The 23,945-nt window shown below is 73.7% G+C and carries 15 protein-coding genes; 7 read left to right on the top strand and 8 right to left on the bottom strand.

All coding sequences use genetic code 11. The annotated features are described in order from the left end of the window. Positions 1-217 precede the first annotated feature (217 nt). On the top strand, positions 218-1,249 hold the full coding sequence (locus tag IE257_RS26210) for a M23 family metallopeptidase (protein ID WP_189972394.1): 1,032 nt from the start codon (positions 218-220) through the stop codon (positions 1,247-1,249). Here IE257_RS26210 and IE257_RS26205 read toward each other — a convergent pair. From IE257_RS26205 to IE257_RS26190, 4 genes are all read right to left on the bottom strand, one after another. Further along, positions 1,158-2,516, bottom strand: coding sequence for a PrsW family intramembrane metalloprotease (locus IE257_RS26205; RefSeq protein ID WP_189972393.1), 1,359 nt, complete (start codon positions 2,514-2,516; stop codon positions 1,158-1,160). The genes IE257_RS26210 and IE257_RS26205 overlap by 92 nt on opposite strands. Before the next feature lie 43 nt (positions 2,517-2,559). Next, the gene (trmB, locus tag IE257_RS26200) at positions 2,560-3,306 is read right to left on the bottom strand and encodes a tRNA (guanosine(46)-N7)-methyltransferase TrmB (protein ID WP_229920685.1); all 747 of its coding nucleotides are present in this window, start codon (positions 3,304-3,306) and stop codon (positions 2,560-2,562) included. 138 nt (positions 3,307-3,444) lie between these two features. Beyond that, positions 3,445-4,677: an L-2-hydroxyglutarate dehydrogenase gene (gene lhgD, locus IE257_RS26195; RefSeq protein WP_189972391.1), complete on the bottom strand. Its 1,233-nt coding sequence runs from the start codon at positions 4,675-4,677 to the stop codon at positions 3,445-3,447. 44 nt (positions 4,678-4,721) lie between these two features. Next, on the bottom strand, positions 4,722-6,473 hold the full coding sequence (locus IE257_RS26190; protein WP_189972390.1) for an NsdA family TPR-like regulatory protein: 1,752 nt from the start codon (positions 6,471-6,473) through the stop codon (positions 4,722-4,724). A 630-nt stretch (positions 6,474-7,103) separates the two neighbouring features. On the opposite strand from IE257_RS26190, the gene IE257_RS26185 reads away from it, so the two are divergent. After that, positions 7,104-9,341 carry an asparagine synthase-related protein gene (locus IE257_RS26185; protein WP_229920668.1) on the top strand — a complete coding sequence of 746 codons (2,238 nt, stop codon included), beginning with the start codon at positions 7,104-7,106 and terminating at the stop codon, positions 9,339-9,341. Between the two features lie 37 nt (positions 9,342-9,378). Here IE257_RS26185 and IE257_RS26180 read toward each other — a convergent pair whose 3' ends face one another. After that, positions 9,379-10,686: an MFS transporter gene (locus IE257_RS26180; protein WP_189972388.1), complete on the bottom strand. Its 1,308-nt coding sequence runs from the start codon at positions 10,684-10,686 to the stop codon at positions 9,379-9,381. 141 nt (positions 10,687-10,827) lie between these two features. Here IE257_RS26180 and IE257_RS26175 point away from each other — a divergent pair, with 141 nt between their 5' ends. Beyond that, positions 10,828-11,334, top strand: coding sequence for a MarR family winged helix-turn-helix transcriptional regulator (locus IE257_RS26175; RefSeq protein ID WP_189972387.1), 507 nt, complete (start codon positions 10,828-10,830; stop codon positions 11,332-11,334). A 267-nt stretch (positions 11,335-11,601) separates the two neighbouring features. Beyond that, positions 11,602-14,937: an AfsR/SARP family transcriptional regulator gene (locus tag IE257_RS26170; RefSeq protein WP_189972386.1), complete on the top strand. Its 3,336-nt coding sequence runs from the start codon at positions 11,602-11,604 to the stop codon at positions 14,935-14,937. Here IE257_RS26170 and IE257_RS26165 read toward each other — a convergent pair. Together IE257_RS26165 and IE257_RS26160 are read right to left on the bottom strand one after the other, a co-directional pair. Continuing rightward, positions 14,924-16,921, bottom strand: a complete 1,998-nt coding sequence (locus tag IE257_RS26165) for a sigma-70 family RNA polymerase sigma factor (RefSeq protein WP_189972385.1) — start codon at positions 16,919-16,921, stop codon at positions 14,924-14,926. The two genes, IE257_RS26170 and IE257_RS26165, sit on opposite strands and share 14 nt — an antisense overlap. Positions 16,922-17,069: 148 nt before the next feature. Further along, positions 17,070-17,846, bottom strand: a complete 777-nt coding sequence (locus IE257_RS26160) for a TetR/AcrR family transcriptional regulator (protein ID WP_189972384.1) — start codon at positions 17,844-17,846, stop codon at positions 17,070-17,072. Positions 17,847-18,184: 338 nt separating this feature from the next. Between IE257_RS26160 and IE257_RS26155 the strand changes: the two genes are divergently transcribed. Both IE257_RS26155 and IE257_RS26150 read left to right on the top strand, forming a co-directional pair. Continuing rightward, entirely contained in the window at positions 18,185-19,603 is a 1,419-nt protein-coding gene (locus IE257_RS26155; protein ID WP_189972383.1) for an NAD(P)/FAD-dependent oxidoreductase, read from the top strand. A 135-nt stretch (positions 19,604-19,738) separates the two neighbouring features. Next, a complete protein-coding gene (locus tag IE257_RS26150; protein ID WP_189972553.1) occupies positions 19,739-21,553 on the top strand; it encodes an ATP-binding SpoIIE family protein phosphatase in 1,815 nt (604 codons plus the stop codon). Positions 21,554-21,633: 80 nt separating this feature from the next. Here IE257_RS26150 and IE257_RS26145 read toward each other — a convergent pair whose 3' ends face one another. Beyond that, the gene (locus tag IE257_RS26145; protein WP_229920684.1) at positions 21,634-22,956 is read right to left on the bottom strand and encodes an MFS transporter; all 1,323 of its coding nucleotides are present in this window, start codon (positions 22,954-22,956) and stop codon (positions 21,634-21,636) included. Positions 22,957-23,081: 125 nt separating this feature from the next. On the opposite strand from IE257_RS26145, the gene IE257_RS26140 reads away from it, so the two are divergent. After that, positions 23,082-23,618 carry a MarR family winged helix-turn-helix transcriptional regulator gene (locus IE257_RS26140; protein WP_189972381.1) on the top strand — a complete coding sequence of 179 codons (537 nt, stop codon included), beginning with the start codon at positions 23,082-23,084 and terminating at the stop codon, positions 23,616-23,618. Positions 23,619-23,945: the final 327 nt, after the last annotated feature.

Genomic DNA, 23,945 nt, shown 5'->3' with positions numbered 1-23,945 from the left:
GGTTGATTTTTGTACCAGTTGGAGCCGATTTGCAGGCAAAAGGTGTGGCCAAAGCCGGTCAGTGAGTGGCTGATTGCCGGGAACGATCAAGCGGATAAGCTTGGAATCACTCCCCTCCGTCTATTACCTTTCGATAACGCAGCGCGGTCGTCCCAGCCGTCGCAAGAGACGGCACCGTGCGCGCGCGCCCACGCGCGTCCATGAGGAGTGTGCCCTGGTGGCCTCCAACTTGCCTGCCCCTGATGGCATCGAGATCCAGGAGCCGCCCACCGCGGGTGCCTGGGGCGAGTGGAACCCCACCGAGGATTCGGTGCGACCGGTCCGGGGCAAGCACCGGGTCGCCAAGCAGCGCGGGGGACTTGCCCGCAGCTCCACCGTGCTCGGTGTCGGCGTCATCGCGGCGGTCGGCGCCGGCGGCATCGCCACCGCGCAGGACCGGCCCCAGGTCGCGATATCCCTGCCGGCCCTGTCCGACCTGGTGATCGGGGACAAGGCGCAGCAGGACGACGGAGGTTCGGGAGCTGCGTCCCGGGCGGCGGGCGAGCGCACGGGGATCATGGCGCAGCAGTCCGTCCACGGCGCGGACGCCGGTGAGGCGCTGCGCAACCGCATCCTCCAGCAGGCCGAGTCCCAGCAGGACGCCGCCGCGGCCAAGGCCCGGGCGGAGGCCGAGCAGGCGGCGCAGCAGGCCGCCGCCCAGGAGGCCAAGGACAAGCTGGAAGCCGCCCGCAAGGCGGCCGAGGAAGCGAAGACCCAGGCCGAGGCGAAAGCCGCGGAGGAAGCCGCCGAGAAGGCTGCGGCGGAGAAGGCAGCCGCGGAGAAGGCCGAGCAGGCGCGCCCGGCCGCACCGGCCGGCAGTTACTCCCTGCCCACCTCCGCGTACACCCTCACCTCGCACTACGGGGACTCCGGCTCCATGTGGTCCTCCGGCCACCACACCGGCCTGGACTTCGCGGCCCCGACCGGGACCCCGGTCAAGGCCGTCTCCGGCGGAAAGATCACCTCGGCCGGCTGGTCCGGCGCGTACGGCTACCGGATCGTGCTGGAGCTGCCGGACGGCACGGAGATCTGGTACTGCCACCTCTCCTCGATGTCGGTGACCTCCGGCTCGGTGGGCGCGGGCGAGACCATCGGCCGTGTCGGCGCCACCGGCAACGTCACCGGACCTCATCTCCACCTGGAAGTACGCAAGGGCGGATCGACGATGGACCCGCTGGCGTGGCTGAACTCCAAGGGCCTGAACGTCTGAGGCCCGGGTCCGCGGCTGCCGCCGTCCGTCGCTGCGGGGGTACGTCCGCCCGCACGACAGCCGGGGCGAGGGGATCGAACCACGGCGGAACCAGCTCCTCCATGACCGCCGCCCGGGCCAGCGCGGGACCCGCCGTCGCGCGACCCTGCCACAGCCGGTGCAGCAACTCCCGCTCCCGGCCCGCGAAGTCCCGCTCCCGCAGGGGGCCGCCGCGCCGCGCCCGGTTCCGCAACAGGGCCAGGGCGGCCGCGTCCGCCTCGTACCGGGCGACCGTGCGCCCGGCGGCCCGGCCACCGCTGTGCCGGGCCAGGGCGCGGGCCAGTGACCGGGCCGGCATGGAGGCCAGGGCCGGCACCTCGGCCGGACCGAGCCAGCCCGCGGCCGCGTACAACGAGAGTTCCCGGGCGACGGCCCGCAGCCGGTCGCGCCGTATCCGCACGGCCAGCCACACCAGCAGCCCGAACGCCGGGACCATCACGCACGCGTAGACCATGTAGAAGCCGTGCTCCCCGAACTGCGAGGAGCCGTTCCACAGCGCGTGCATGCCCATGGCCAGCGCCAGGCCGAGCAGTGGCAGGAAGATCCTGCGCGAGCGGGGGGCGCTGACCGCGGCCACGCCGAAGCCGAGCCCGGTGAGCACCGTGAACAGCGGGTGCGCGAACGGCGACAGCACTATCCGCACGAAGAAGGTCGCCGCCGTCATCGATTCCAGTGCGCCGCTGTCCTCGGCCAGGTCCTCCACGAAGGCGTTGCCGAGGTAGAGGATGTTCTCGGTGAAGGCGAAACCGGTGGCGGTGAAGCCGGCCACCACGAACCCGTCGGCCGGGCCGGTGAAGTGTCGTCTTCGGAAGAAGAACACCAGCAGCAGGGCCGCCGCCTTGGCGCTCTCCTCCACCACCGGGGCGATGGCCACCGAGCCGAGGTGATCGGCGGCGGAGGCGTCGGCGGTGGCCGCGGCTATCCACTCGGTGGCGAAGTTGTTGGCCAGTATCGCGATCAGCGCCGCGGTGCAGGCACCCCAGCCGAAGCAGAACAGCAGCTGCGACCAGGGCGCGGGCGCGGCCCGGCCCAGCCACCGGAAGGCCGCCATGAGCGGGGCCACCGGCAGCAGGGCCAGGCCGAGACCGACGAAGAACCCGGAGGTGCCGGTCTGCTCCCGCACGAGTTCGAGGATGGCGATCCCGGTGCCGGCGAGCAGGGCGAGGAGCACGCACGTGCGGATCGTGCCGGACGGACGTGCGCGCACAGGGCGGGGCGCTCGGAACACACCATGACCCTAGCGAGCCGGTCTGACACGTGCGGTGACCTTGTCAGTTCTCCGTGCGACGGAAGAGCAAGTCGTGTACGAGGTGGCCCTTGTCGAGGCCCTGGCCCTCGAAGCGGGTGAGCGGCCGGAACTCGGGACGCGGCGAGAAGCCGCCGTCGGGCCGGGTGTTCTCGAAGTCCGGGTGTGCGGTGAGCACTTCGAGCATCTGCTCGGCGTACGGCTCCCAGTCGGTCGCGCAGTGCAGTACGGCCCCGGGCGCCAGGCGGGTGGCGGCCAGCGTCAGGAAGTCGGGCTGGATCAGCCGGCGCTTGTGGTGGCGGGCCTTGGGCCACGGGTCCGGGAAGTAGACGCGCATCCCGGCCAGGGAGTCGGGCGGCAGCATCTCGCGGAGCAGGATGATGGCGTCGCCGTTGGCCACCCGGATGTTGGTCATCCCGCCGCGCTCGGCGAGGGCGAGGAGGTTGCCCTGCCCGGGGGTGTGCACGTCGGCGGCGAGGATCCCGGTGCCGGGGTCGTCGGCCGCCATCTGGGCCGTGGCCTCGCCCATGCCGAAGCCGATCTCCAGGACGACCGGCAGGCCGTCGAAGAGCTCCTTGAGGTCGATGACCTCGTGGCCGTCGATGTCCAGGCCCCAGGTGCCCCACAGGCGCTTCAGCGCCTCGCCCTGGCCGGTGGTGACCCGGCTGCGACGGGGCTGGAAGCTGCGGATCCGCCGCTCGTGGTGCGAGCCGGCCGGGTCCGGCGCGGGCCCGTCGGGGAAGCGGGGCTCGGTGCGCCACTTGGGCGGCACGTACGAGTTCGCCTCCGGCGCGGCGTCCGGGAGGCGGGGCGACTGGGGGTTCAGGGACTCAGACACAATGCGCTGATTCTACGACGGGGGGTGCGGGAGCCGCCGCGCGAGCGGCTCCCGCACCCGCCGGAGCAGTGCTCAGGCCGAGCCGAGGGTGCGCAGGGCGCGGGTTGCGATCTCACGGCCGATCGGGAGCGAAGCGGTGGCCGCGGGCGAGGGGGCGTTGAGGACGTGGACCGTGCGCGGGGCGTCACGGATCAGGAAGTCGTCCACCAGGGTGCCGTCGCGCAGTACGGCCTGCGCGCGGACCCCGGCCGCGGCGGGGTGGAGGTCCGCGGAGGTGACGGCCGGCAGCAGGCGCCGTACCGCCCGGGTGAAGGCCTGCTTCGACAGCGAGCGGTGGATCTCGCCCGTCCCGTACCGCCAGTGCCGGGCGGCCATCCGCCAGGATCCCGGCCAGGCGAGCTCGTCCGCGATGTCCCGGGGCCGCACCGTCGACCACGCGTAGCCCTCGCGGGCCAGCGCGGGCACGGCATTGGGCCCGACGTGGACCCCGCCGCCGATGCCCCGGGTCAGGTGCACCCCGAGGAAGGGGAACGCCGGGTCGGGCACCGGGTACACCAGCCCGCGGACCAGTTCGGGGCGGGCCAGGTCGTAGTACTCGCCGCGGAACGGGACGATGCGCATCCCCGGGTCGTCCCCGGCCAGGCGGGCGATCCGGTCGCACTGGAGGCCCGCGCAGTTCACCAGTACCCGGGCCCTGACCACCAGGCCGGACGTGGTGCGCACGGCCACCGCCGAGGCCCGCCGGGAGATCAGATCGACCGCGCCGCCGTAGACGATCTCCGCGCCCGAGGACTCCGCCAGCTGGGCCGTCACCCGGCCGTAGTCCACGATGCCGGTGCTGCCGACGTGGATCGCGGCGAGCCCCCGCACCTCCGGTTCGTACTCGGAGATCTGCGCCGGGCCCAGCTCGCGCACCGGGATGCCGTTCTCCCGGCCGCGCTGGACCAGGGCGTGCAGCCGCGGCAGCTCCTCCCGCTCCGTGGCGACGATCAGCTTGCCCGTCACCTCGTGCGCGATCCCGTGCTCCGCGCAGAACTTGACCATCTCCGCGGCCCCGCTCACCGCGAAGCGCGCCTTCAGGGAACCCGGGCGGTAGTAGATCCCGCTGTGGATCACCCCGCTGTTGCGGCCCGTCTGGTGCCGGGCCGGACCCGACTCCTTCTCCAGGACCACGACCCTGGTCCCCGGAGCCAGGCGCGACAAAGCATGCGCCGTCGACAGGCCGACGATTCCGCCGCCGATCACCAGCACATCGCAGTCCACGCCGCCACCCACGCTGACACCTCCCACCCCTGCATACTGCACCCCGGTACCGACAACGCGGCCACGCGGCCCCCGGAAGCCGGGTCCTACGCCGGCGCCACCAACAGCGGCCGGGCCCGCTCCCGCAGCTCCGCAACACGCGGCTCGTCCCCGTACGGTTCCAGGCGGTGCAGCAGGTCCCGTACGTATTCGGTCGTCCGTGCCGAGGAGATCCGGCCCGCCACCTCCACCGCCCGGGTGCCCGCCGCGCACGCCGCGTCCAGATTGCCCGACTCCAGCTCGGCGACCGCGCTCACCACCAGCCGCAGCCCGTGCGACCGCACGTACTCCTCGGTGGGTCGGGACAGGGCCTGTTCGGTGAAACGCCGTACCTGACGGGGCAGTTTGAGGTCCCGGTAGCACTCCGCGGCATCTGCAGCGAAGCGGTCGTACGAGTAGAAACCCAGCCAGGTCGGATCCGGATCGCCCTGACGGGCCCGCTCCAGCCAGCCCTCCGCCGCCCGCAGGGCCGCCCCTGCGGCCACGGAATCGCCCGCCTTCGCGTGCGCCCGCGCCTCGACCAGCCGGAAGAAGCTCATGGTGCGTGCGGTGGCCAGGCCCCGGTTGCGCTCGACGGCCGCCTGCGCGAGGTCCACGCCCTCGTCGGGGAAGTCCCGGTAGGTCGCCTGCAGGGACATCGACGCCAGCACGTATCCGCCGAGCGGTACGTCCGCGGCCGCGCGGGCGAGCCGCAGCGCCTGGATGTAGTAGCGCTGCGCGGCCTCCTGCTGACCGGTGTCGAAGGCCATCCATCCGGCCAGCCGGGTCAGTTCGGCGGTCGCGCCGAACAGCGCGCGGCCCACCTCGTCGGTGTACGAGCCGAGCAGCAGCGGCGCCGCGTCCACCCGCAGGCACTCGGGGACCATCGACGAACGCCAGTCGCCGCCGCCGTACTTGGAGTCCCAGCGGCGTGCGTCCTCGGCCGCCTCGCGCAGTTTCGTCACATCGCTGTGGCCCACGCGCTGACCGTGGTCGCGCGGCGTTTCGGCGCCGGGCTGGGCGGGCACAACGGTGGACGGCGGGCCGGACGCCGGGCCCGCTGTCGGCCCTGTCGCCTGTCCTGCCATCGGCCCTGCCATCGGGCCCGTCGCCGGTCCGGTCGTGCGGCCGTCCGGCAAGGACCGGGGACCTGCTGCCGTCGCCTCGTGCGCCGGCGCGTCATGAGCCGAGGGGGTCGCGGATACGGGGCTCTGGACCATGGAGTGCTGCGCCGCGGGGTCGTCCGACGCGGAGGTGCCCGCCGCAGAGGTGCCCGCCCCCCGGGCGGTGGAGTCGTGGGCCGGGTGAGGGGCTGCGCGGTGCGCAGCCGCACCCGCACCCGCCGGTTCGCGGGCCACCGAGCTGTCGGCGGGAGATATCAGCCAGCGCGAGGCGGGCGTCGCGTACGCAGCCACCGAGAAGGAGCCCGCGAGCGACTGCCAGATCCCGCCACCGCCGCGGCGGCCGGCGAGGTCGAGCCGGTAGAGGTCGGTGGCCGAGCGCACCGCCGCGCCCACGTCGCGCGGGAAGGCGAGGCCCACCTCGGGCGCGGGGTCCGCGTCCGCCAGCCCGATCTCGTGCAGCGGCACCGGCCGCCCGAGCTTCGCGCCGATGGCGGCGGCGATCAGATGCGGGGCGGCGCCCTGCGGCACCATCCCCTTCGACACCCACCGGGCCACCGACGTCTTGTCGTACCGAAGCGTCAGGCCGCGCTGCGCGCCGAGGTCGTTGACCCGCCGGGCCAGCCCGGCGTTGCTGATGCCCGCGAGGGCGAGGACGGCGCCGAGCTTCTCATTGGGCTCGCGGAGCTCCCTGGACATGCGCCACCCCTCGTCACACGCGGAACGCAGACGCCGCCGGGGCATAGGCGCCCGGCATTTCGTAAACCCAGCGTAGTTCCCCGCCTCCCAAGCGTTAAGGCCCTTACTTCCGTATGGCGGGATTGTTGTCCGTTTGCACAGTCCGCCCCGGGCCCGGAGCCGGGGCGCACGTGTCATCGCGTGCTCCGTCCGTGTGGCCGTGCGCCCGCCCGTGCGCTCTGGCCGGTCCGGGGACCCGGCGATTCGATGTGCGGTGCGTGGGTCGGCCCGCTGCCTGGACCGGGCGGGTCGGGGGATGCCGCTGCCTCAATCCCCGCGGGTGGCGGAACGGTCCGGGGGGTGGATTCCGCCTCCCGGACCGCGCCCCCGCGGTGAGCGCCGGCCGCCTGCGACGGCTCTTCCGGCAGCCGAAGAATGGCTGAAAGCGACCTATGGGGCGGTGGGAACGGAACGCCAAATACCGCGTGGCCGGGGCGTGTTCCTTTGCGTGTGCGCCCCCTTTAACCACTCTCGCACGCCTGTCCCGTGGCAGCATGGACCCCGAGCCACCCGGGGTCCCGCGGCCGCGCGCCCAGCGCCGTCCGTCCTGCCTGTGCCCCGGTCATGTGCCCACGGGCTGGGGAGGCGGCGGTGCGCTGGTTGGTGGGTTGGAGCAGTATCGCCGCGAGCTTCGGCACGGCCGGAAGGGTCTCGGGCCAAGGCCCCGGTCAGAGCCCCGGCCATGGCTTCGGTCAGAGCTCCGGCCAGGGCTTCGGCCAGGGCGGATACGGCGACGGCGGTGCGCCCCTGCACGGCGGCATCGCGGACGCCGCCCACGCCGACGACCCGGGCGCGGACGCGGAACGCACCGTCCACCCCGTCGGCGCACAGCTGCTCTGGGGCGACCCCGACCCCCTCTGGGCCGTCGGCGACTGGCGCCCCGACGAGATCCGCACCCTCACCGCCGACCCCGCCGACCCCTTCACCCGGCTCGCCGTCCTCGGCTGCTGCGGCGCCACCGACGCCGAACTGCGCCGCGCCCTCTACGCCGCCCGCGGCGGCGCGCTGCGCCACCTCACCCAGTGGTCCGGCAGCTACACCGCCGTCGTCCAGGCCGGCCGCCGGATCACCGTCGTCGGCGACCTCGCGGGCGCCCGGCCCGTCTTCTACACCCCCTGGGCGAGCGGTACGGCGTACGCCACCGCCGCCCTTCCGCTCGCCGACCTCATCGAGGCGCAGCTCGACATCGGCCATCTCGCGGCCCTGCTGGCCTGCCCCGACAGCCCGGAGGCGCTGGGCGACGGCACACCGTACGCCGGGGTGCGGCGCATCCCGCCCGGGCACGCGCTCATCCTGCGCGAGGGCTCCCGCGAGATCACCGGCTACGAGCAGGTCGCCTCGCTCGCGGTGGCCGCCCCCGAGGCCGATGCCGAGCGCGCGGTGGAGGGCGTACGGGAAGCGTTGGTGGATGCCGTGCGCGCCCGGCTCACGGCTCCGCGGCATGCCCCCGACGCAACTCCGCCGTACGATCCCGGCCCCGTGCCCGGAATGGGTCCCGCCGACCGGCGGGCCGCGCGCGGCGCCCCGGCCCCCGGGGTGGGCGCCGACCTGTCCGGCGGCAGCGCCTCCGCGACGCTGGCGCTGCTGGCCGCCGGTCTGCCGGGGGCCCCGGGCACCCTGCTGAGTCCCGCCGGGGCGCGGCTGCTGGCGGTCACTTTCAACGACCTGGCCACCCCGCAGGGGCGCGAGGCCGAACTGGAACGGGCCAGGGCCATCGCGGCCGACCCGCGCCTGCACCACGTCGTGGTGGCCGCCGCCGACGAGGCCCTCCCGTACGCCGAACTCGACGGCCCGCTCACCGACGAACCCGCTCCCTCACTGGTCTTCGCCGCCCGCGAGCGCCGCCGTCTGGCGGCCGGCTCGGCCGACCACTTCACCGGTCACGGAGCCCGCCAGGTCCTCGACGCCCACCCGGCGCGGATGGCCGACCTCCTGATGGACCGGCGGCGGCGGCACCTGCTGCGGCCGGTGGCGGCGCTGGCCCGGTCGGCCTCGGCCTCGGGAGCCGCCGGGGAGTCCCTGCTGGTCCCGCTCACCGTGTACTCGGCGGCCCGAAGACTTGCCCGTACGACGTACCGCGCGGGCATGGAGGCCGCCGCGGCCCGGCTCCGCGAGGGCGGGGTCCCCGAGCGCACCACCGGTCCGGTGGACGCTTCCCTCGCCGCCCTGACCTGGTCCCGCCCGGGGCCGGCGGCGGGCTGGCTCACCGGGGAGGCACTGGCGGAAGTATCGATCCGCCTGACCGTCGCCGCCGGCCGGCCCCCGCTGTCGCTGCGACCGGGGGAGGCCCGCGCCCGTTCGCTGCTCGCCCGCCACGCCGCCGACCACCGGGTCTTCGAGCAGGCCGTGGAGGTCCGCAGCCAGCGCCTGCACGCCCCCTTCCTGGACAACCAGGTCGTACGGGCCGCCCGCGCCCTGCCCGAGTCGCTGAGGGTCCAGCCCGGGGCCCGGGCCGCGATCCTGCGCAGCGTCCTGTCCTCGGCGGGGGTGCGCGAGTTCCCGCCGGGCTGGGGTGTCACGGACCGCACGCCGAACGAGACGGCGACCCGGCTGGGGCTGCGCGCGGCCCTGGGCGACCTGCTCGACCTGTTCGCCTCGCCGCTGCTCGCGGACGCGGGCCTGATCGAGGCCCGGGTCGTGCGGCAGGCCCTGCTCGACGCAGCGGACGGGCGTCCGGTCCCGTTGGACGGGCTGGCCGAACTCGTCTCCATGGAGCTGTGGTTGCGCCGCCTGCTGGCCCGGCGCGGCACGTGCTGGACGGGTACCTCCGCGGCCCGGCGCCGGGCGGTGCCGGAGGGGGTCCCCGTGCACCGGCCGGCGCTGTCCTGACGGTCTTGCTGTTCCTGGCGGTTGCGGCGGCGCCGGCTCAGGCGGCGAGCACCAGGGCGGTCGCGAGCGCCGGGCCGAAGGCCCCGCCCAGCTGGTAGCAGAGGGCGAACAGGCCGATCGCCGTGGGGCGCTGCGGATCCGGCGCGCTCGACGCGGCGTGCATCGACAGCACGGCGTTGGACCCGGTCGCCGCGAACACTCCGCCCAGGGTGGCGACCAGAAGCAGTGGGCCCGAGCTCGCGAACACCGCGGTCGCCGCGGCCAGCGCGCCGACCCCGACCAGCACCGAGCGGACGGCGGCCCGGCTCATGCGCGCCGAGGCCGCGGCGAGCAGCCAGGACAGCGCGGACCCGGCGAGCAGGGCCACCAGCTGACCGGTGCCCGCGGTGGCCACGTCCCAGCCCGCCCGGTCGGCGAGCAGCCGGGGTACGGAGAACAGCAGGGTGAAGTACGAGCCCGAGAGCACGAGCGCGAGGAGTGCGGAGCCGAGGAAGAGCGGCTTGCGGATCAGCGCGGCCGGGACGAACCCGCCGGGGCGCCGCCGTACGTGGAGCGTGAGCAGCATCGCGGCGAGGATCGCGACGCCGAGGGCTGCGGCCGGTGCGTGGGGCAGCAGGACCAGGCCGGTGGCGAGCGCCGCCAGCAGGGCCGCGCCGCGGGCGTCGAACCGGCCCTGCGGGGTGGCCGGCGGGGCCGTCGCGTACCGGCTCACCGCCGGCACCGCCAGGATCGCGATCACGGAGACGGAGAGCGAGAGCCGCCACGAGACGGCCTGCGAGAGCTGTGCGCCGAGCAGCGGACCACAGGCGCCGAGGATGCCGAAGCCCGCGCTGATCACGCCCATCCGGCGGGCCGAGCCGGCCAGGCTCATCGCGACCGCTGCCAGACCGGCACCGCCGGCGGCCTGGGTGGCCCGCCCGGCGAGGGTGAGCGGCAGCCAGGGGGAGGCGGCGACGAGGAGGGTGCCGACGACCAGGAGGGTGCCTGCTGATCGGAGCGCCGCCCGCAGGCCCCGGCGGCGCAGCAGCCCGGCCAGCAGCGGGGTGGCGACGGCCATGGCCCAGGCGTAGGCGGCGACGAGCCAGCCGGCGGTGGAGGCGCTCACCCCGAGGGAGCGGGCCATGTCCGGAAGGATCAGGACGGGGGCGTTGGCCCCGGCGGCCATGGGGGTGGCCAGCAGGGCGAGCCAGAGGACGGGGACGGGGCCGGGGGCGGGGCCGACCCGTGTACGGGACGGGGCCGGGCCCTCGGCGGCGGCCCGGTGGGTGGTGGTGCCGGCGGTCGTGGCCGTGCCGGCGGTCGTGGTCGTGGTCGCGGCGGTGTCGGTGTCGGTGTCGGTGGTCATGGTGGCACCCGCTCCGATTCATCTCAATGATCAGAATCTCAACGTTGAGATAAAAACAGGCAGTCCTCTCAACGTCAAGTCTCTCAACGTTGAGATAATCTGGCGGGGGTGCGAGGGACGCGAGCGATGGAGGAACACGTCATGAGCGACGCAGTGGACGCGATCGTCGGCCAGTGGACGGCGGAGCGCCCCGACCTGGCGGCCGGCCTGTGGCCCGTGGAGGTGATGGCCCGCATCCAGCGGATGAACCGCATCATCGACAAGCACCAGAAGGCCTTCGCGGCCGAGCACGACCTGGAGCTGGGCGAGCTCGACATCCTCTTCACCCTCTGCCGCTCCGGCCCCCCGTACGCGCTCACCGCCGGCGCCCTCATCCCGGCCGCCATGGTGACCTCCGGCGCGATCACCAACCGCATCGACCGCATGGAGGCCAAGGGCCTGGTCGAGCGGGTGCGGGACGGCCAGGACCGCCGCACGGTCCGCATCCGGCTGACCGAACGGAGCATCGAGCTCACCGAGTCGATGATCGCCGAGCACCTGCGCCGCTACGCGGAGATGCTCGCCCCGCTCGATCCCGCCACCTGCGCCACCGTCGCCCAGGCCCTGCGCACCCTCCTGGAGACCCACGGGGACACCTCGATCACCTGAGGCCGACCCCGACTCACACGCCGACCCCGACCTCGACCCCGACCTCGACGCCGGGCCGGCCCGACCCTGAGCCCGACGCCGGGCCCGATCTCGACCCCGACCCCGAGTCCGAGTCCGAACCCGACCCTGAGCCGCACCTCGACGCCGAGCCCCACCTCGGCCCCGACCCTAAGCCCGACCCTGAGCCGCACCTCGACGCCGAGCCCCACCTCGGCCCCGACTCCGACCCCGCCCCCGCAGCCCGAACGGGCCAGGCAGAATTGCCCGGTGCGGTATTTCATCCTGGGCGTCACCGAGGCGCGCGACGAGACGGGCGCCCCCCTTCCCGTGGGCGGCGCCCGCCTGCGCGCGCTCCTCGCCGCCCTCGCCCTCCGGGCCGGCCGTCCGGCCTCCGTCGCCGAACTCGTCGACGACGTCTGGGGCGACGACCCGCCGCAGGACGCCCCCGCCGCCCTCCAAGCCCTCGTCGCCCGGCTCCGCCGCGCCCTCGGCGGTCGCGGTACCGTCCGCTCCGCCCCCACCGGCGGCTACCTCCTGGCCGCCTCCCGCGAGGACATCGACCTGCACCGGTTCGACCGGCTGGCGGTCCAGGGCGGCCAGGAACTGGCCACTGACCCCGCGGCCGCCGCCCGCACCCTGGGCACCGCCCTCGCGCTGTGGCGGGGCCCCGCCCTGGCCGACCTGCCCGAGCCCGCCCGCGCCGTCCATGCGGCCGTCACCGAGGCCCGCCGCTCCGGCGCCGTCCGCCAGCGCATCGAGGCGGACCTGCGCAGCGGCGCCACCGCCCCGGCGGCACTCCTGCCGGAGATCGAGATCCTGGTCCAGGAGTCTCCGTACGACGAAACACTGCGCGCGCAGCAGCTCCGGGCCCTGCGCGCCGCCGGCCGCCCGGCCGATGCCCTCGCCGCGTACGAAGCCGTGCGGCGCGCCCTCGCCGACGGCCTCGGCACCGATCCCGGCCCCGAACTCGCTGCCCTGCACGCGGAACTCCTCCAGGCGCCCGCTCCGCAGTCGCCGTCGCCGTCGCAGTCGGCTCCGCAGCCGGAACCGCAGTCGGCTCCGCAGCCGGAACCGCAGTCGGCTCCGCAGCCGGGAACGTCGCAGCGGCAGCCGGATCAGCCGCCGCAGTCCCGGCCCGAGGCACCCCGCGGGAACCTCCGCCCCCGCCTGACCTCCTTCGTCGGCCGCGAGCCCGAACTCGCCGCCCTCCACGCCGACCTGTCCCGGCTGCGCCTCATCACCCTCACCGGCCCCGGCGGTTCGGGAAAGACCCGCCTCGCCGAGCACGCCGCCGCAGCCCACCCCGAAGCCGTCTGGATCGTCGAACTCGCCCGCCTGGACCACCCCGCCGCCGTGCCCGGCGCCGTCCTCAGCGCCCTCGGCCTGCGCGAAAGCTCCCTCGTGGCCCGCGAGACCCCGACCCCGGCCGCCACCGACCCCACCTCCCGGCTCGTCGAACACTGCACCCACCGCCGCCTGCTCCTCGTGCTCGACAACTGCGAGCACGTCGTCGGAGCCGCCGCCGAGCTCGCCGAGCGCCTCCTCACGCACTGCCCGGGCGTGCGGATCCTGGCCACCAGCCGCGAACCCCTCGGCGTCCCGGGCGAGACGGTCCGCCCCGTCGAGCCCCTGCCGCCCGCCCCGGCCCACCGGCTCTTCGCGAACCGCGGCGCCGCCGTTCGCCCCGGCTCCAGCCCTGCAGACGAGGACCCGGCCGCCGTCGTGGAGATCTGCGCCCGCCTCGACGGGCTGCCGCTCGCGATCGAGCTGGCCGCCGCCCGGCTGCGGCTGCTCACTCCGCGCCAGATCGCGGACCGCCTGGACGACCGGTTCCGGCTGCTGACCAGCGGCAGCCGTACGGTCCTGCCGCGCCAGCAGACCCTGCGCGCGGTCGTCGACTGGTCCTGGGACCTGCTCGACGAGGCCGAGCGGACCGTCCTGCGCCGGCTGTCCGTCTTCGCCGGCGGCTGCGACCTGGCCGCCGCCGAGGCGGTCTGCGCCGACCCGCGCGATGCGGCACCGTACGACGCCGCCGACATCCTCGGTTCCCTCGTCGACAAGTCCCTCGTCCTGGCCGAGCCCGACGAGGACCACGGCATGCGCTACCGGATGCTCGAAACCATCCACGAGTACGCCGCCGAGCGCGCTGCCGTCCACCCGGCCGACGCCCGGGACACCGCCCGCCGCCACGCCGCCCACTACCTCGCCTTCGCCGAGGAAGCCGAACCCCTGATCCGCTCCGCCGCCCAGCTCCCCTGGATCCGGCGCGTCGAGACCGAACTCGACAACCTCCGCGCCGCCCTCCACACCACCGCCGTCGAGGACGCCGACACCGAGGCCGCCCAGCGCCTCGTCTTCGCCCTGGGCTGGTTCTGGTGGCTGCGCAACTACCGCGCCGAGGGCGCCGAGTGGACCACCCGGATCCTCGCCCTCACCCCCGGCATCCCCGCCGAGGGCACCCCCGCCTACTGGCGCTGCATGCGCCTTCAGGTCCTCGACATGTTCCTGCTCGCGGAGAGCAACTCCGCGGACAGGTTCCGCACGCCCGAGTACCGGGACCTCGCCGCCCACCTCAAGGAGACCTTCCGCCACGGCTCCCCCGAGACCACCCGCTTCCCCGGGATGCTCTGGCCCGCGACGTCCTTCCTCACCGGCACCGCCCTCGAGTTCCAAGCCGACCTCGACCGGTCCGTCGCCAACTGCCGTGTCCACGCGGGTGAATGGGAACTCGGCATCGTCCTCATGCTCCGCGCCCACGTCGCCATCGACGTCACCGGCGGCCTGGCCGCCGTCGATGCCGACCTCGCCGAGCTCCACGAGATCGCCCGCCGCGTCGGCGACCGCTGGACCCGTGCCCAGGTGGCGAGCGCTGCCGGGGAGGTCGCCCTTTCGCGCGGCCGGTACGCCGACGCCCGCGTCGAGTACGAGGAGTGCCTGCGCCTCGCCCGCGAGGTCGGCGCCAGCGTGGAGGCGCCCTTCGCCATCGCCCGGATCGCCGAGACCGCTTACTGCGCGGGGGACCTCGACGACGCCGAGCAGCTCCTGGCGGAGGCCGCCCGGGAGTCCGACCGTTTCGGCGGGGTGTACGACGTCGCCACCTTCGCCGGGCTCCTCTCCGCGCTGGTCGCCCTCCAGCGCGGAGACGCCGCCGGGGCCCGCAGGGAGTGCGACCGGGCCCGCGCCGACGCCGAACGGATCACCGTGCCCGCACAGCTCACCGCCGGGCTGGACACCGTCGACGCCGTCCTCACCGGCCGCGAACGGGGCCCGGCGGCCGGCCTGGCCAGGATCGGCCCCGCGCTCGCCGCCGCAGTCGCCGCCCGCTGCGCCGAGCGCATCCTGGCCGGCATGGCCGAGGCGGCAGCCATGCTGCTGGCCGACGCGGACCGACCGGCCGAGGCCGTACGGTCCCTCGCGGCGGCCACCGCCTGGCGTGCGGGCCATCCGCGCTCGGTTCCGGAGCGCGACGCGGTGGACGGCATGCCGGAGCGGACCCGCACGGTGCTCGGCGCCGATCGTCACCGCCGGGAGGAGGCGGCCGGCGCGGCGCTCACCCCCGCGGCGCTGGCCGCGATGCTGAGCGCGGAGTTCAGCGGCAGCTGACGACGGCGTCGCCCCAGCTCGCCAGCGTAGGCAGGCTGCCCGGCCCGGCCCTGTCGACCACCAGCCGCAGCGTCCTGCGTCCGGCGAGGGAGACCTGCACGGCCGCCGGCGGGTCCTCGTGGCCGAGCTCGCCGGAGTGCCACACCCGCTGCCCGTCGGCGTATACGGAGAACCGCACCGCGCCGTCGGTGAACAGCGACAGGCCGTCCACCCCGGCCTGCGCCGAGAAGCTCGTGCACTGCCGGTTGAGGGCGATCTCCACCGAGGAGCGCGAGCTCACGGTGATGCCGTGTGCGAACCGCCGGCCACCCACCTCCAGCCCCCGGCGCTGCCACACCCAGCTGCTGCGCCAGGTCTGCAGTTCCGGGCCGCTGTGATCCCCGTACGCCGAGTGCGCGAGAGCGGCCAGCGGGAAGCCCTGCGGCTTCGGGGTCGGCGACGGCGATGGTGGCGTCGGCTTCGGCGAGGGCCGGTCCGGAGACGGCGTGGGAGAGGCCTTCTCCCGGCTGGGGGAGGGCGACGGAGCGGGCGCGGGAGCGGCGGAGACCGGAGCCGAGGGCGTCGGACTCGGCCTTGGCGCTACGGAGCCCCGCGGGGCCGGCACCTCCGGCGCGGCCACCTCCGGCTCGGCCGACGGTGAGGCGGGTGCCTGCGGCACGGCGGGCGCCGCGACCGTGGGCGCGGGGTTCGCCCGGGCCTGGGGCTCGGCGTCCTCGCCGGTCAGCGCGAACACCACGCCGGCGGCCGCGGCCACCGCGATCCCGGCGGCGATGGCGGCCTTGGCCGGCAGCCCGAGGCCCTCGGCGACCACGGCACCCCCGCCCCCGCCGCCCACTCCGGCGCCACCACCGGCGCCGCCCGCTCCGGCGGCACTACCGGCACCACCAGCGGTCCCGGCCGTCGCGGCTGTTCCGGCGCCCGCAGTCGACCCGCCCGCGGCAGCCGCCGCTGCCCCGGCCCCGCCCGCGGCGACGGCCCCACCGGCCAGCACTCCGGCGGCCTTGGCCGCGTATCCGGCGGCGAACCACCCGATGACCGCGACCGGAAGCAGCGCCGGAATGCCCGCGTTGACATCCTTGAGCTCCCCGGCGGCCAGCCGGCACTTCACGCACTCCTCCAGGTGCTTGCGCAGCCCCCGCTCCGCCCGCATTCGCAGTCCGCCGCGCGCATAGGCGCCCAGCCGGTCCGCATATCGCGCGCAGTCGCCGCCCTCACTCAGCGCCGAACTCACATGGGCCTGCAGATACGCCTGCTTGAGACCCTCCCGGGCTCGACTGGCCAGCACGGCGGTCGCATTGGCACTCAGCCCGAACAGCGGTGCGATCGCACTCGGCGAGGCCTCCTCGACGGTGGTGTGCCACAGCACGGCCTGCCACCGCTCGGGCAGGCTGCGGAAGGCCTGCATGGCCAGCGACTGCTCGGCCTCGTGCATCGCCCGCACGTCCGCACCCAGTTCGAGCGTGTCGTCCCCGGACAGCCCGGACAGTCCTGCGCCGCTGTCCGCCCCCGTGGAGGCCTGTTCGGCGAAGACGGCGAAGTCCTCGACGAGATGCTCCCGTTTGGCGGTCTTCGCCCAGGCAGCGGCCACCCTGCGCACGGTGGTCAGCAGATAGGCCCGCACGGACTGGTCCGGCCCGGCCCCGCCCCGCACCGCCTGCAGGGTCCGCGCGAACACCTCGGCGGTCAGGTCGTCGGCGGTGTGCGCGTCGCGGCAGCAGCTTCGCGCGTACCGGCGTACGGAATCGGCATGACGACGGAACAGCTCCTCGTACGCACCGTCGTCACCGCCCCGCATGCGGGCGATCAAGTCCCCGTCGGACGGCGGCAGCTCGCTCCCGACGCCCCCGGGTCCGGAAGAGCCCGAGGAGCGTACGTGCCGCCCGCCTGGGCCGCGCTGCGCCGGCACCTGCCGGGCGGGCAGGCTGCCTGCCTCCACGTCGCTGCCGCCGCCACCGAGCGGCTCTTCCCGACCGTCAACGCTCATCGCGGAGACTCCCGCACGACACACTCCACCGGTCCACCGGTCAAGCGTGTCACACGGGGGACGGGCGCCGAACCCCTCGACGCCCCATCCACTCATCCGGGCACATTCCGGCGAATCGCCCTACCGGGCCCTCACCGATCCGCCGAGGTCACGCGGTCCGGGACCGCAGCCCTTCGAGCAGGATGTCGAGCAGCCGGGTCGAAGCCGCCGCCTGCTGCGCCGGATCGGGCAGTGCAGGCGCAGCCGTCGCTATCACCAGCAGCACATCGGCCACCGTGACGTCGGCCCGCAGCTCACCGGCCTCCCGCGCGCGATGCACCAGCCGGCCCACGACCTCCAGCAGCGCACCCGCACCCGCGTCGTCGGACGGCTCGTCCTCCATCGCGGAGCGGGTGCCGCCGACCCGCAGGTCGAGAGCGCCACCGCCCACCACGGCCGCCTGCCGCTGGTGCGGAACGCGCGCGGCCTCCGCCTCCTCGGCCCCGTCCTCGACGGCCGAGCCGACCCGCAGCACCTGCGGCGGCAGCAGCCGCCCGGCACCCGAGGCCACGGAGGTGCGCAGGAAGCGCGACAGCGCCTGCCACGGCTCCTCCTCCTGGCCCAGTGCGGCCTTGGCCTGCTCGGTCAGCCGGGTGGTCTCCTCCTCGGCTATGCGCCGCACCAGGACGTCCTTGCTCGGGAAGCGCCGGTACACGGTGCCGACACCGACGCGGGCGCGGCGTGCCACGTCCTCCATCGGAGCCCCGTAGCCCAGCTCGCCGAAGACCTCGCGGGCCGCCCGCAGGACGTGCTCCAGGTTGCGCTGGGCGTCGACGCGCAGCGGTGTGGACCGCCCTACGCCGTGCGTGGTGCTGCCCGAGATGCCACGTCCGTTGCTCTCGACCGAGAGCGTGGTCGCAGAACCATGGAAATCGGAAATGTTCATATGTATCCCCCGGTAATCATTTGTCTCCCCCCGGAGACACTCCCCGCCTTCACGCCGAGGGGGCCACGGTCTCGGGCCCGGTCCTACTCCTCGACGAGATACGAACATAGTTGAGCCAGAGTCAATTCAGAAGAGGCAGCCCCGGACGGAGCACCGCCCGATCGGAGCATTCACCCCCACTTTTCCGGTCCAAGCCTCCGGAATCTCCCCTTCCGTACTGCCTGACCTGCGGACTTCCGCCATGACTTGAGGTCCCCTTCCACCCCGCCCCAGGGCCACCTCCGGTCACACAATTTGTCGGGCCTGTGGACAAACTCCCGGCCACGTTGCGTCATGGGATGGTGAAGGCTGCTAACTCCCGGGGCACGGCCCCCGGTACCCCGCCCCGTACGCGCATCCTGATCGTCGGCGGCGGCTACGTCGGCATGTATACGGCTCTCCGCCTCCAGCGAAAGCTGAGAGCCGGCGAAGCCGAGGTCACGGTGGTCAGCGCCGAGCCCTACATGACGTACCAGCCCTTCCTCCCCGAAGCGGCCGCGGGCGCGATCTCCCCCCGCCACGTCGTGGTCCCGCTGCGCCGTGTCCTCGGCAAGTGCCGCATCGTCATCGGCGAGGCCCAGCGCATCGACCACGCCAAACGGACGGTGACCGTCAGTACCCTCGCCACCGCCGACGAGGGCGGCGGCCCCATCGAGATGGAGTACGACGAACTCGTCCTCGCCCCGGGCTCCATCTCCCGCACCCTCCCCGTCCCGGGACTCGCCGACTACGGCATCGGATTCAAAACGGTCGAAGAGGCCATCGGCCTGCGCAACCACGTCATCGAACAGATGGACATCGCCTCCTCCACCCGCGATCCCGCCCTCCGCGACGCCGCCCTCACCTTCGTCTTCGTCGGCGGCGGCTTCGCGGGCGTCGAAGCCCTCGGCGAGCTGGAGGACATGGCCCGCTACGCAGCGCGGTACTACCACAACATCAAGCCCGAGGACATGAAGTGGGTCCTCGTCGAGGCCAGCAACCGGATCCTCCCCGAGGTGGGCCCCGACATGGGCGTCTACACGGTCCGCGAACTGCGCCGCCGCAACATCGACGTCCGCCTGGAGACCCGGCTCGATTCATGCGAGAACCGCGTCGCCGTCCTCAGCGACGGCTCCCGCTTCCCCACCCGCACCGTCGTGTGGACCGCCGGCGTCAAACCGCACCCCATCCTGGCCGCCTCCGACCTCCCCAAGAACGAACGCGGCCGCCTGGCCTGCACCGCCTTCCTCACCGTCGAAGGCGTCGAGCACGCCTGGGCCGCGGGAGACGCCGCCTCCGTCCCCGACATCACGGCGGCCGAGAAGGGCAGCGAATGCGCCCCCAACGCCCAGCACGCCGTCCGCCAGGCCAAGGTCCTCGCCGACAACCTCCTCGCCGCCCTGCGCGACGAGGTGCTGACCGAGTACGCCCACAAGTACGCGGGCTCGGTCGCCTCCCTCGGCCTGCACCGCGGCGTCGCCCACATCTACGGCCGCAAGCTCAAGGCCTACCCGGCCTGGTTCATGCACCGCGCCTACCACCTCAGCCGCATCCCCAGCTTCAACCGCAAAATGCGCGTCCTTGCCGAATGGACCCTCTCAGGTCTCTTCAAGCGTGAGATCGTCTCCCTGGGTTCCCTCGAACACCCCAGGGCAGAATTCGAACTGGCCGCAGGCGGCGGCCCCAAGCCACCTCCCCCGCCCTCCGCCCCCAACCCCCCGCAGAACGGCCAGGGCTGACGTTGTCAGTGCGGTCGGCCACACTGGACGTGTGACCATAGGTGGGCTCACCCCTGCACAGAGTGACATCGTCCAGTCAGCGACCGCCCACGAGCGACACAGCGACCACTCGCGACACCACGAGGCTTGAACGCAGTGAACTTCACGCGCTGGAGCGCCCGGTTTCCCGGAACGCAGCGCCGCGCCGCCGCCCGGTCCGAACACGCCGCCGCCCAGGCCAAGCGGGGTGAAGGCGCCGTCCCGGCAGCCCGCGGCGGCCGCGCCGACCCCGGATCCGAGCGAGCTGCGCCCGCCGACGGCCACCCCGCCGATCCCACGGTCTGCGGGACCGGAACCGGCAGCGGCAGCAGCAGCGGCAGTGCCACCGACACCGGTACGGGTACCGCCACGTCCCCGTCCCGCACGACGGGCGTCCTCACCGCCGTGCCCTCCCTCGACGAGCTCTCCGTACGCGAGGTCCTCGGCCGGCTCCCGGCCCTGGTCGCCGTCGTCCACGGCCCCGAGCACCGCGTCGCGTACGTCAACGACGCCTACACCGCCGGCTTTGGAGCCCGACCCCCCGGCGCCCCCGCCCACGAGGCCCTCCCCGAACTCGGCGAGCTCGGCCTCCTCCCGCTCCTCGACCAGGTCCAGCGCAGCGGCAAGTCCCGTACCGCCAAGAACCGCACCGCACCGGGCGGCAGCAGCTCGTACACCGTCACCTGCACCCCCGTCGAGTTCCCCGAGTCCGACACCGACGGCGAGCCCGACCCCCACCACACCGGCGTCCTGATCCACCTCGCCGACGTCACCGACCACGCCGAAGCCGTCGAGCGGCTCCGCGCCAGCGAGCGCCGCCAGCGCGAGGCCGCCGTCACCCTCCAGCGCTCCCTGCTCCCCCAGGAACTGGAACAGCCCGACGACCTGCGCGTCGCCGCCACCTACCAGCCCGGCGGGACCGAGGCGGCCGTCGGCGGCGACTGGTACGACGTCATCACCCTCGGCGCCGGCCGCACCGCCCTCGTCATCGGCGACGTCATGGGCCGGGGCGTGCGCGCCGCCGCCGTCATGGGCCAGCTGCGCACCGCCGTCCGCGCCTACGCCCGCCTCGACCTGCCGCCGCACGAGGTGCTCCAGCTCCTCGACGGCCTCGCCGCCGAGATCGACGCCAGCCAGATCGCCACGTGCGTGTACGCCGTCCACGACCCCAACGAAGGCCTCCTCGCGTACGCCTCGGCCGGCCACCTCCCGATCCTGGTCCGCGACGAGGACGGCACCGTACGCAGAGCCGCCGACCCCACCGGCCCACCGCTCGGCACCGGCGGCTGGCTGCACACCTCGGGCACCATCGCGCTCGGCCCCGGCTCCACCGCCGTCCTCTACACCGACGGCCTGGTCGAACGCCGCGGCGAGGACATCGACGAAGGCGTCGCCGCCCTGGAACGCGCCCTCTCCGGCGCCCAGGGCACCCCGGCCGTCATCTGCGACCGCCTGATGCGCGCGCTCGGCGTGGACGCCGACCACGACGACGACGTCGCCGTGATGGTCCTCCAGCAGCCCGCCCGCACCGGATCGGACGCCGAGCTGTTCCACAACGCCGCCCTGGAACTCCTCGGCGGCATCGAAGCCGCCCCGCGCGCCCGGGCCTTCGCCCAGGGAGTCCTCGCCTCCTGGCGGTTCCCCGTCGAGCTCTGCGACCTCGGCGTCCTGGCCGCCAGCGAACTCGTCGCGAACTCCCTCCAGCACGGCACCCCGCCCATGCGCCTGCGACTGCGCCGCACCGACCGCCGGCTGATCATCGAGGTCACCGACGGGGACGACCACCTGCCGCGCCGCCGCCGCGCCGAACCGGCCGACGAGACCGGCCGCGGCATCTCGATCATCGCCACCATCGCCTCCTCCTGGGGTTCCCGCCGCACCCCGGGCGGCGGCAAGGCCGTCTGGTGCGAGTTCGCCCTGCCGGACAAGTAACCGAACAGCAGGAAGGCCCCGATCCACCCGGACCGGGGCCTTCCTGCTTCTCGCACATATATACGTACGGTCATACGTTCCTACGCGTGCACGCGCTCCCCGACGACGTCCTGGGCAACGTCCTGGACGACGGCCTTCTCGGCCGCCACGGCCGGACCACCCTGTGCCACGACCCTGCTCGCCACCCACGGATTGTCCTGCGCCGGGCTCAGCCGCCTGCCGAGCCGCAGCGCCAGAGCCGCGATCCCGAGCGAGACGAGCACGAAGATCCCGATGTAGAGCATCGGAACGCCCGCACCGAGCGGCACCCCGAGCGGTCCCAGCGCCAGTGCCATCTGCTTGACCAGCGCGAAGGCCGAGTTGTACTGGCCCACCGAGCCCTCGGGCGCCAGGTCGGCGACGAGCGGCGCCAGGGTCGGCGACAGCATGGCCTCGCCGATGCCGAAGAGCGCATACGTGGTGACGAACGCGCCGGCGGCCATCATGGCGCTGCCGTGCCCCAGCCCCGAGAACCCGGCGATGACCCACGCCACGGTCCAGATCAGGCCGGCGAGCGCGATCACCCGGGACCGGCGGCGCTTCTCGACCAGCTTGAGCACGACGAACTGCGCGACGACGATCGCACCGGTGTTCGCGGCGAGCGCGAAGCCGAGGGTGGAGGGGGAGATCCCGGCGGCCTCGGTACCGAAGGCGGCCAGACCCGACTCGAACTGTCCGTAGCAGGCGAAGAACACCACGAAACCCAGGACGCACAGCTGCACCATGGCCTTGTGCCGGAGCAGCCGCTTCCAGCCGCTGCCGCCCGCCTGCGACGGGTCCTTCGGCACGGCGTCCTTGATGCTCGGCACGTGCGGCAGCCGCACGCTGAGGATGACCCCCGCCAGCACCAGGAACATCACGGCCTCGATGCCGAACAGCAGGGTGAAGCTGCCGGGCCGGCTCTCGTCGACGATCTGGCCACCGAGCAGACCGCCGATGCCCAGACCCAGGTTCTGCATGAAGAACTGCAGCGCGAAGGCACGGGTCCGGGTGGACGGCGTGGAGCACCACACGATCATCGTGGCCAGAGCCGGCTGCATCACGGCCTGCCCGGCGCCGAGCGCGAGGGCGGACAGCAGGATGGGGACGACGCCGGTGGAGAGCCCGAGGGAGAGCGCACCGGCCGAGGCGGTGACGGCCGCCCCGATGACCACGGGCACCGGACCACGTCGGTCGATGACCCGACCGGTGAAGGGCAGCGCCACGAGGGCGCCCAGGGCGAAGGCCACGAACGCGCACGTGGCGGCCATGGAACCCAGATCGCGCACCTGCGCCACATAGATGTAGAGGAACGGAACCGTGAAGCCGATGCCGAACGCCGTCAGCGCGTTCCCGGCCTGGATCCGCCGCATCGCAGCGCCCATCACCTTGGTCACTTCTCACCTGCCTTTGAGACCTGAAGCCTGAAGACTTCATAGCTAAACTTCAAGCCTTAACAGTACACACCGAAGGAGTTAGATGCCAACGGGCTCGTGCGATACTTCGACCCATGGGTGACACCCCCGACGGCACTGCGCCCGTCCACGAGCCGAGCCTCGACGAACAGATCGCCGTCTATCAGCGCGAGTTCCAGGACCTGGACCCCCAGGTCGAGAAGGTCGTCTCGGCGCTGAGCCGGCTGAACCGCCGGATGAACGTCGCGTACGGCCGCCAGACCGCGGCCCTGGGCATCAGCAACGCGGAGTGGGAGGTCCTCAAGGCCCTCGTCATCTCGGGTGCCCCCTACCGGATGGGCCCGAGCGAACTGGCGAAGCAGCTCGGCCTCACGCCGGCGGCGATGACCCACCGGATCGACCGGATGACGGCGGAGGGCCTGGTCACGCGCGAGCGGGACGAGTCCAACCGGGTCCGCGTGATCGTGGAGCTCACGGACGAGGGCCGCAGCAAGTGGCTGGACGCGATGCGCGCGGCCACGGTCTTCGAGGAGGACCTCCTCCAGGACCTCTCCACAGCGGAGCGCGGGGTGCTGGGCGACATGCTCGCCCGCCTGCTGGAGCGCGTGGAAGACCTCCAGTCACCCAGCTGACCACCGGGGTTGACACAACCTCGGTGGATCCGTAAGGTTCTTCGAGTTGTCCCAGAGCCGGAAGGTTTCGGCGACGACAAATCCCGCCGCCTCGTTGCGGCACCCAACTCAGCACGATCTCCCACTGGGAACGAATTCGGCGTGCCCGAATTCATTTCCGAAGGCCGATTATGAATCGACGGGGAAATCCACTAGAGTTCAGGAGTCGGAAGGGCCCAACAGCCCCGAAGACGAGCCCCGCTGACTGGGGGTCAGGCCCGAAAGAGTCTGATAGAGTCGGAAACGCAAGAACAGAACGAAAGCCCGGAGGAAAGCCCCAGCGGATGT

It is taken from the genome of Streptomyces avidinii (assembly GCF_014650695.1).
GTDB classification, from domain to species: domain Bacteria; phylum Actinomycetota; class Actinomycetes; order Streptomycetales; family Streptomycetaceae; genus Streptomyces; species Streptomyces avidinii.
The sequence above is the reverse complement of the archived record's forward strand: the minus strand, read 5'-3'. Positions and strand labels throughout refer to the sequence as shown.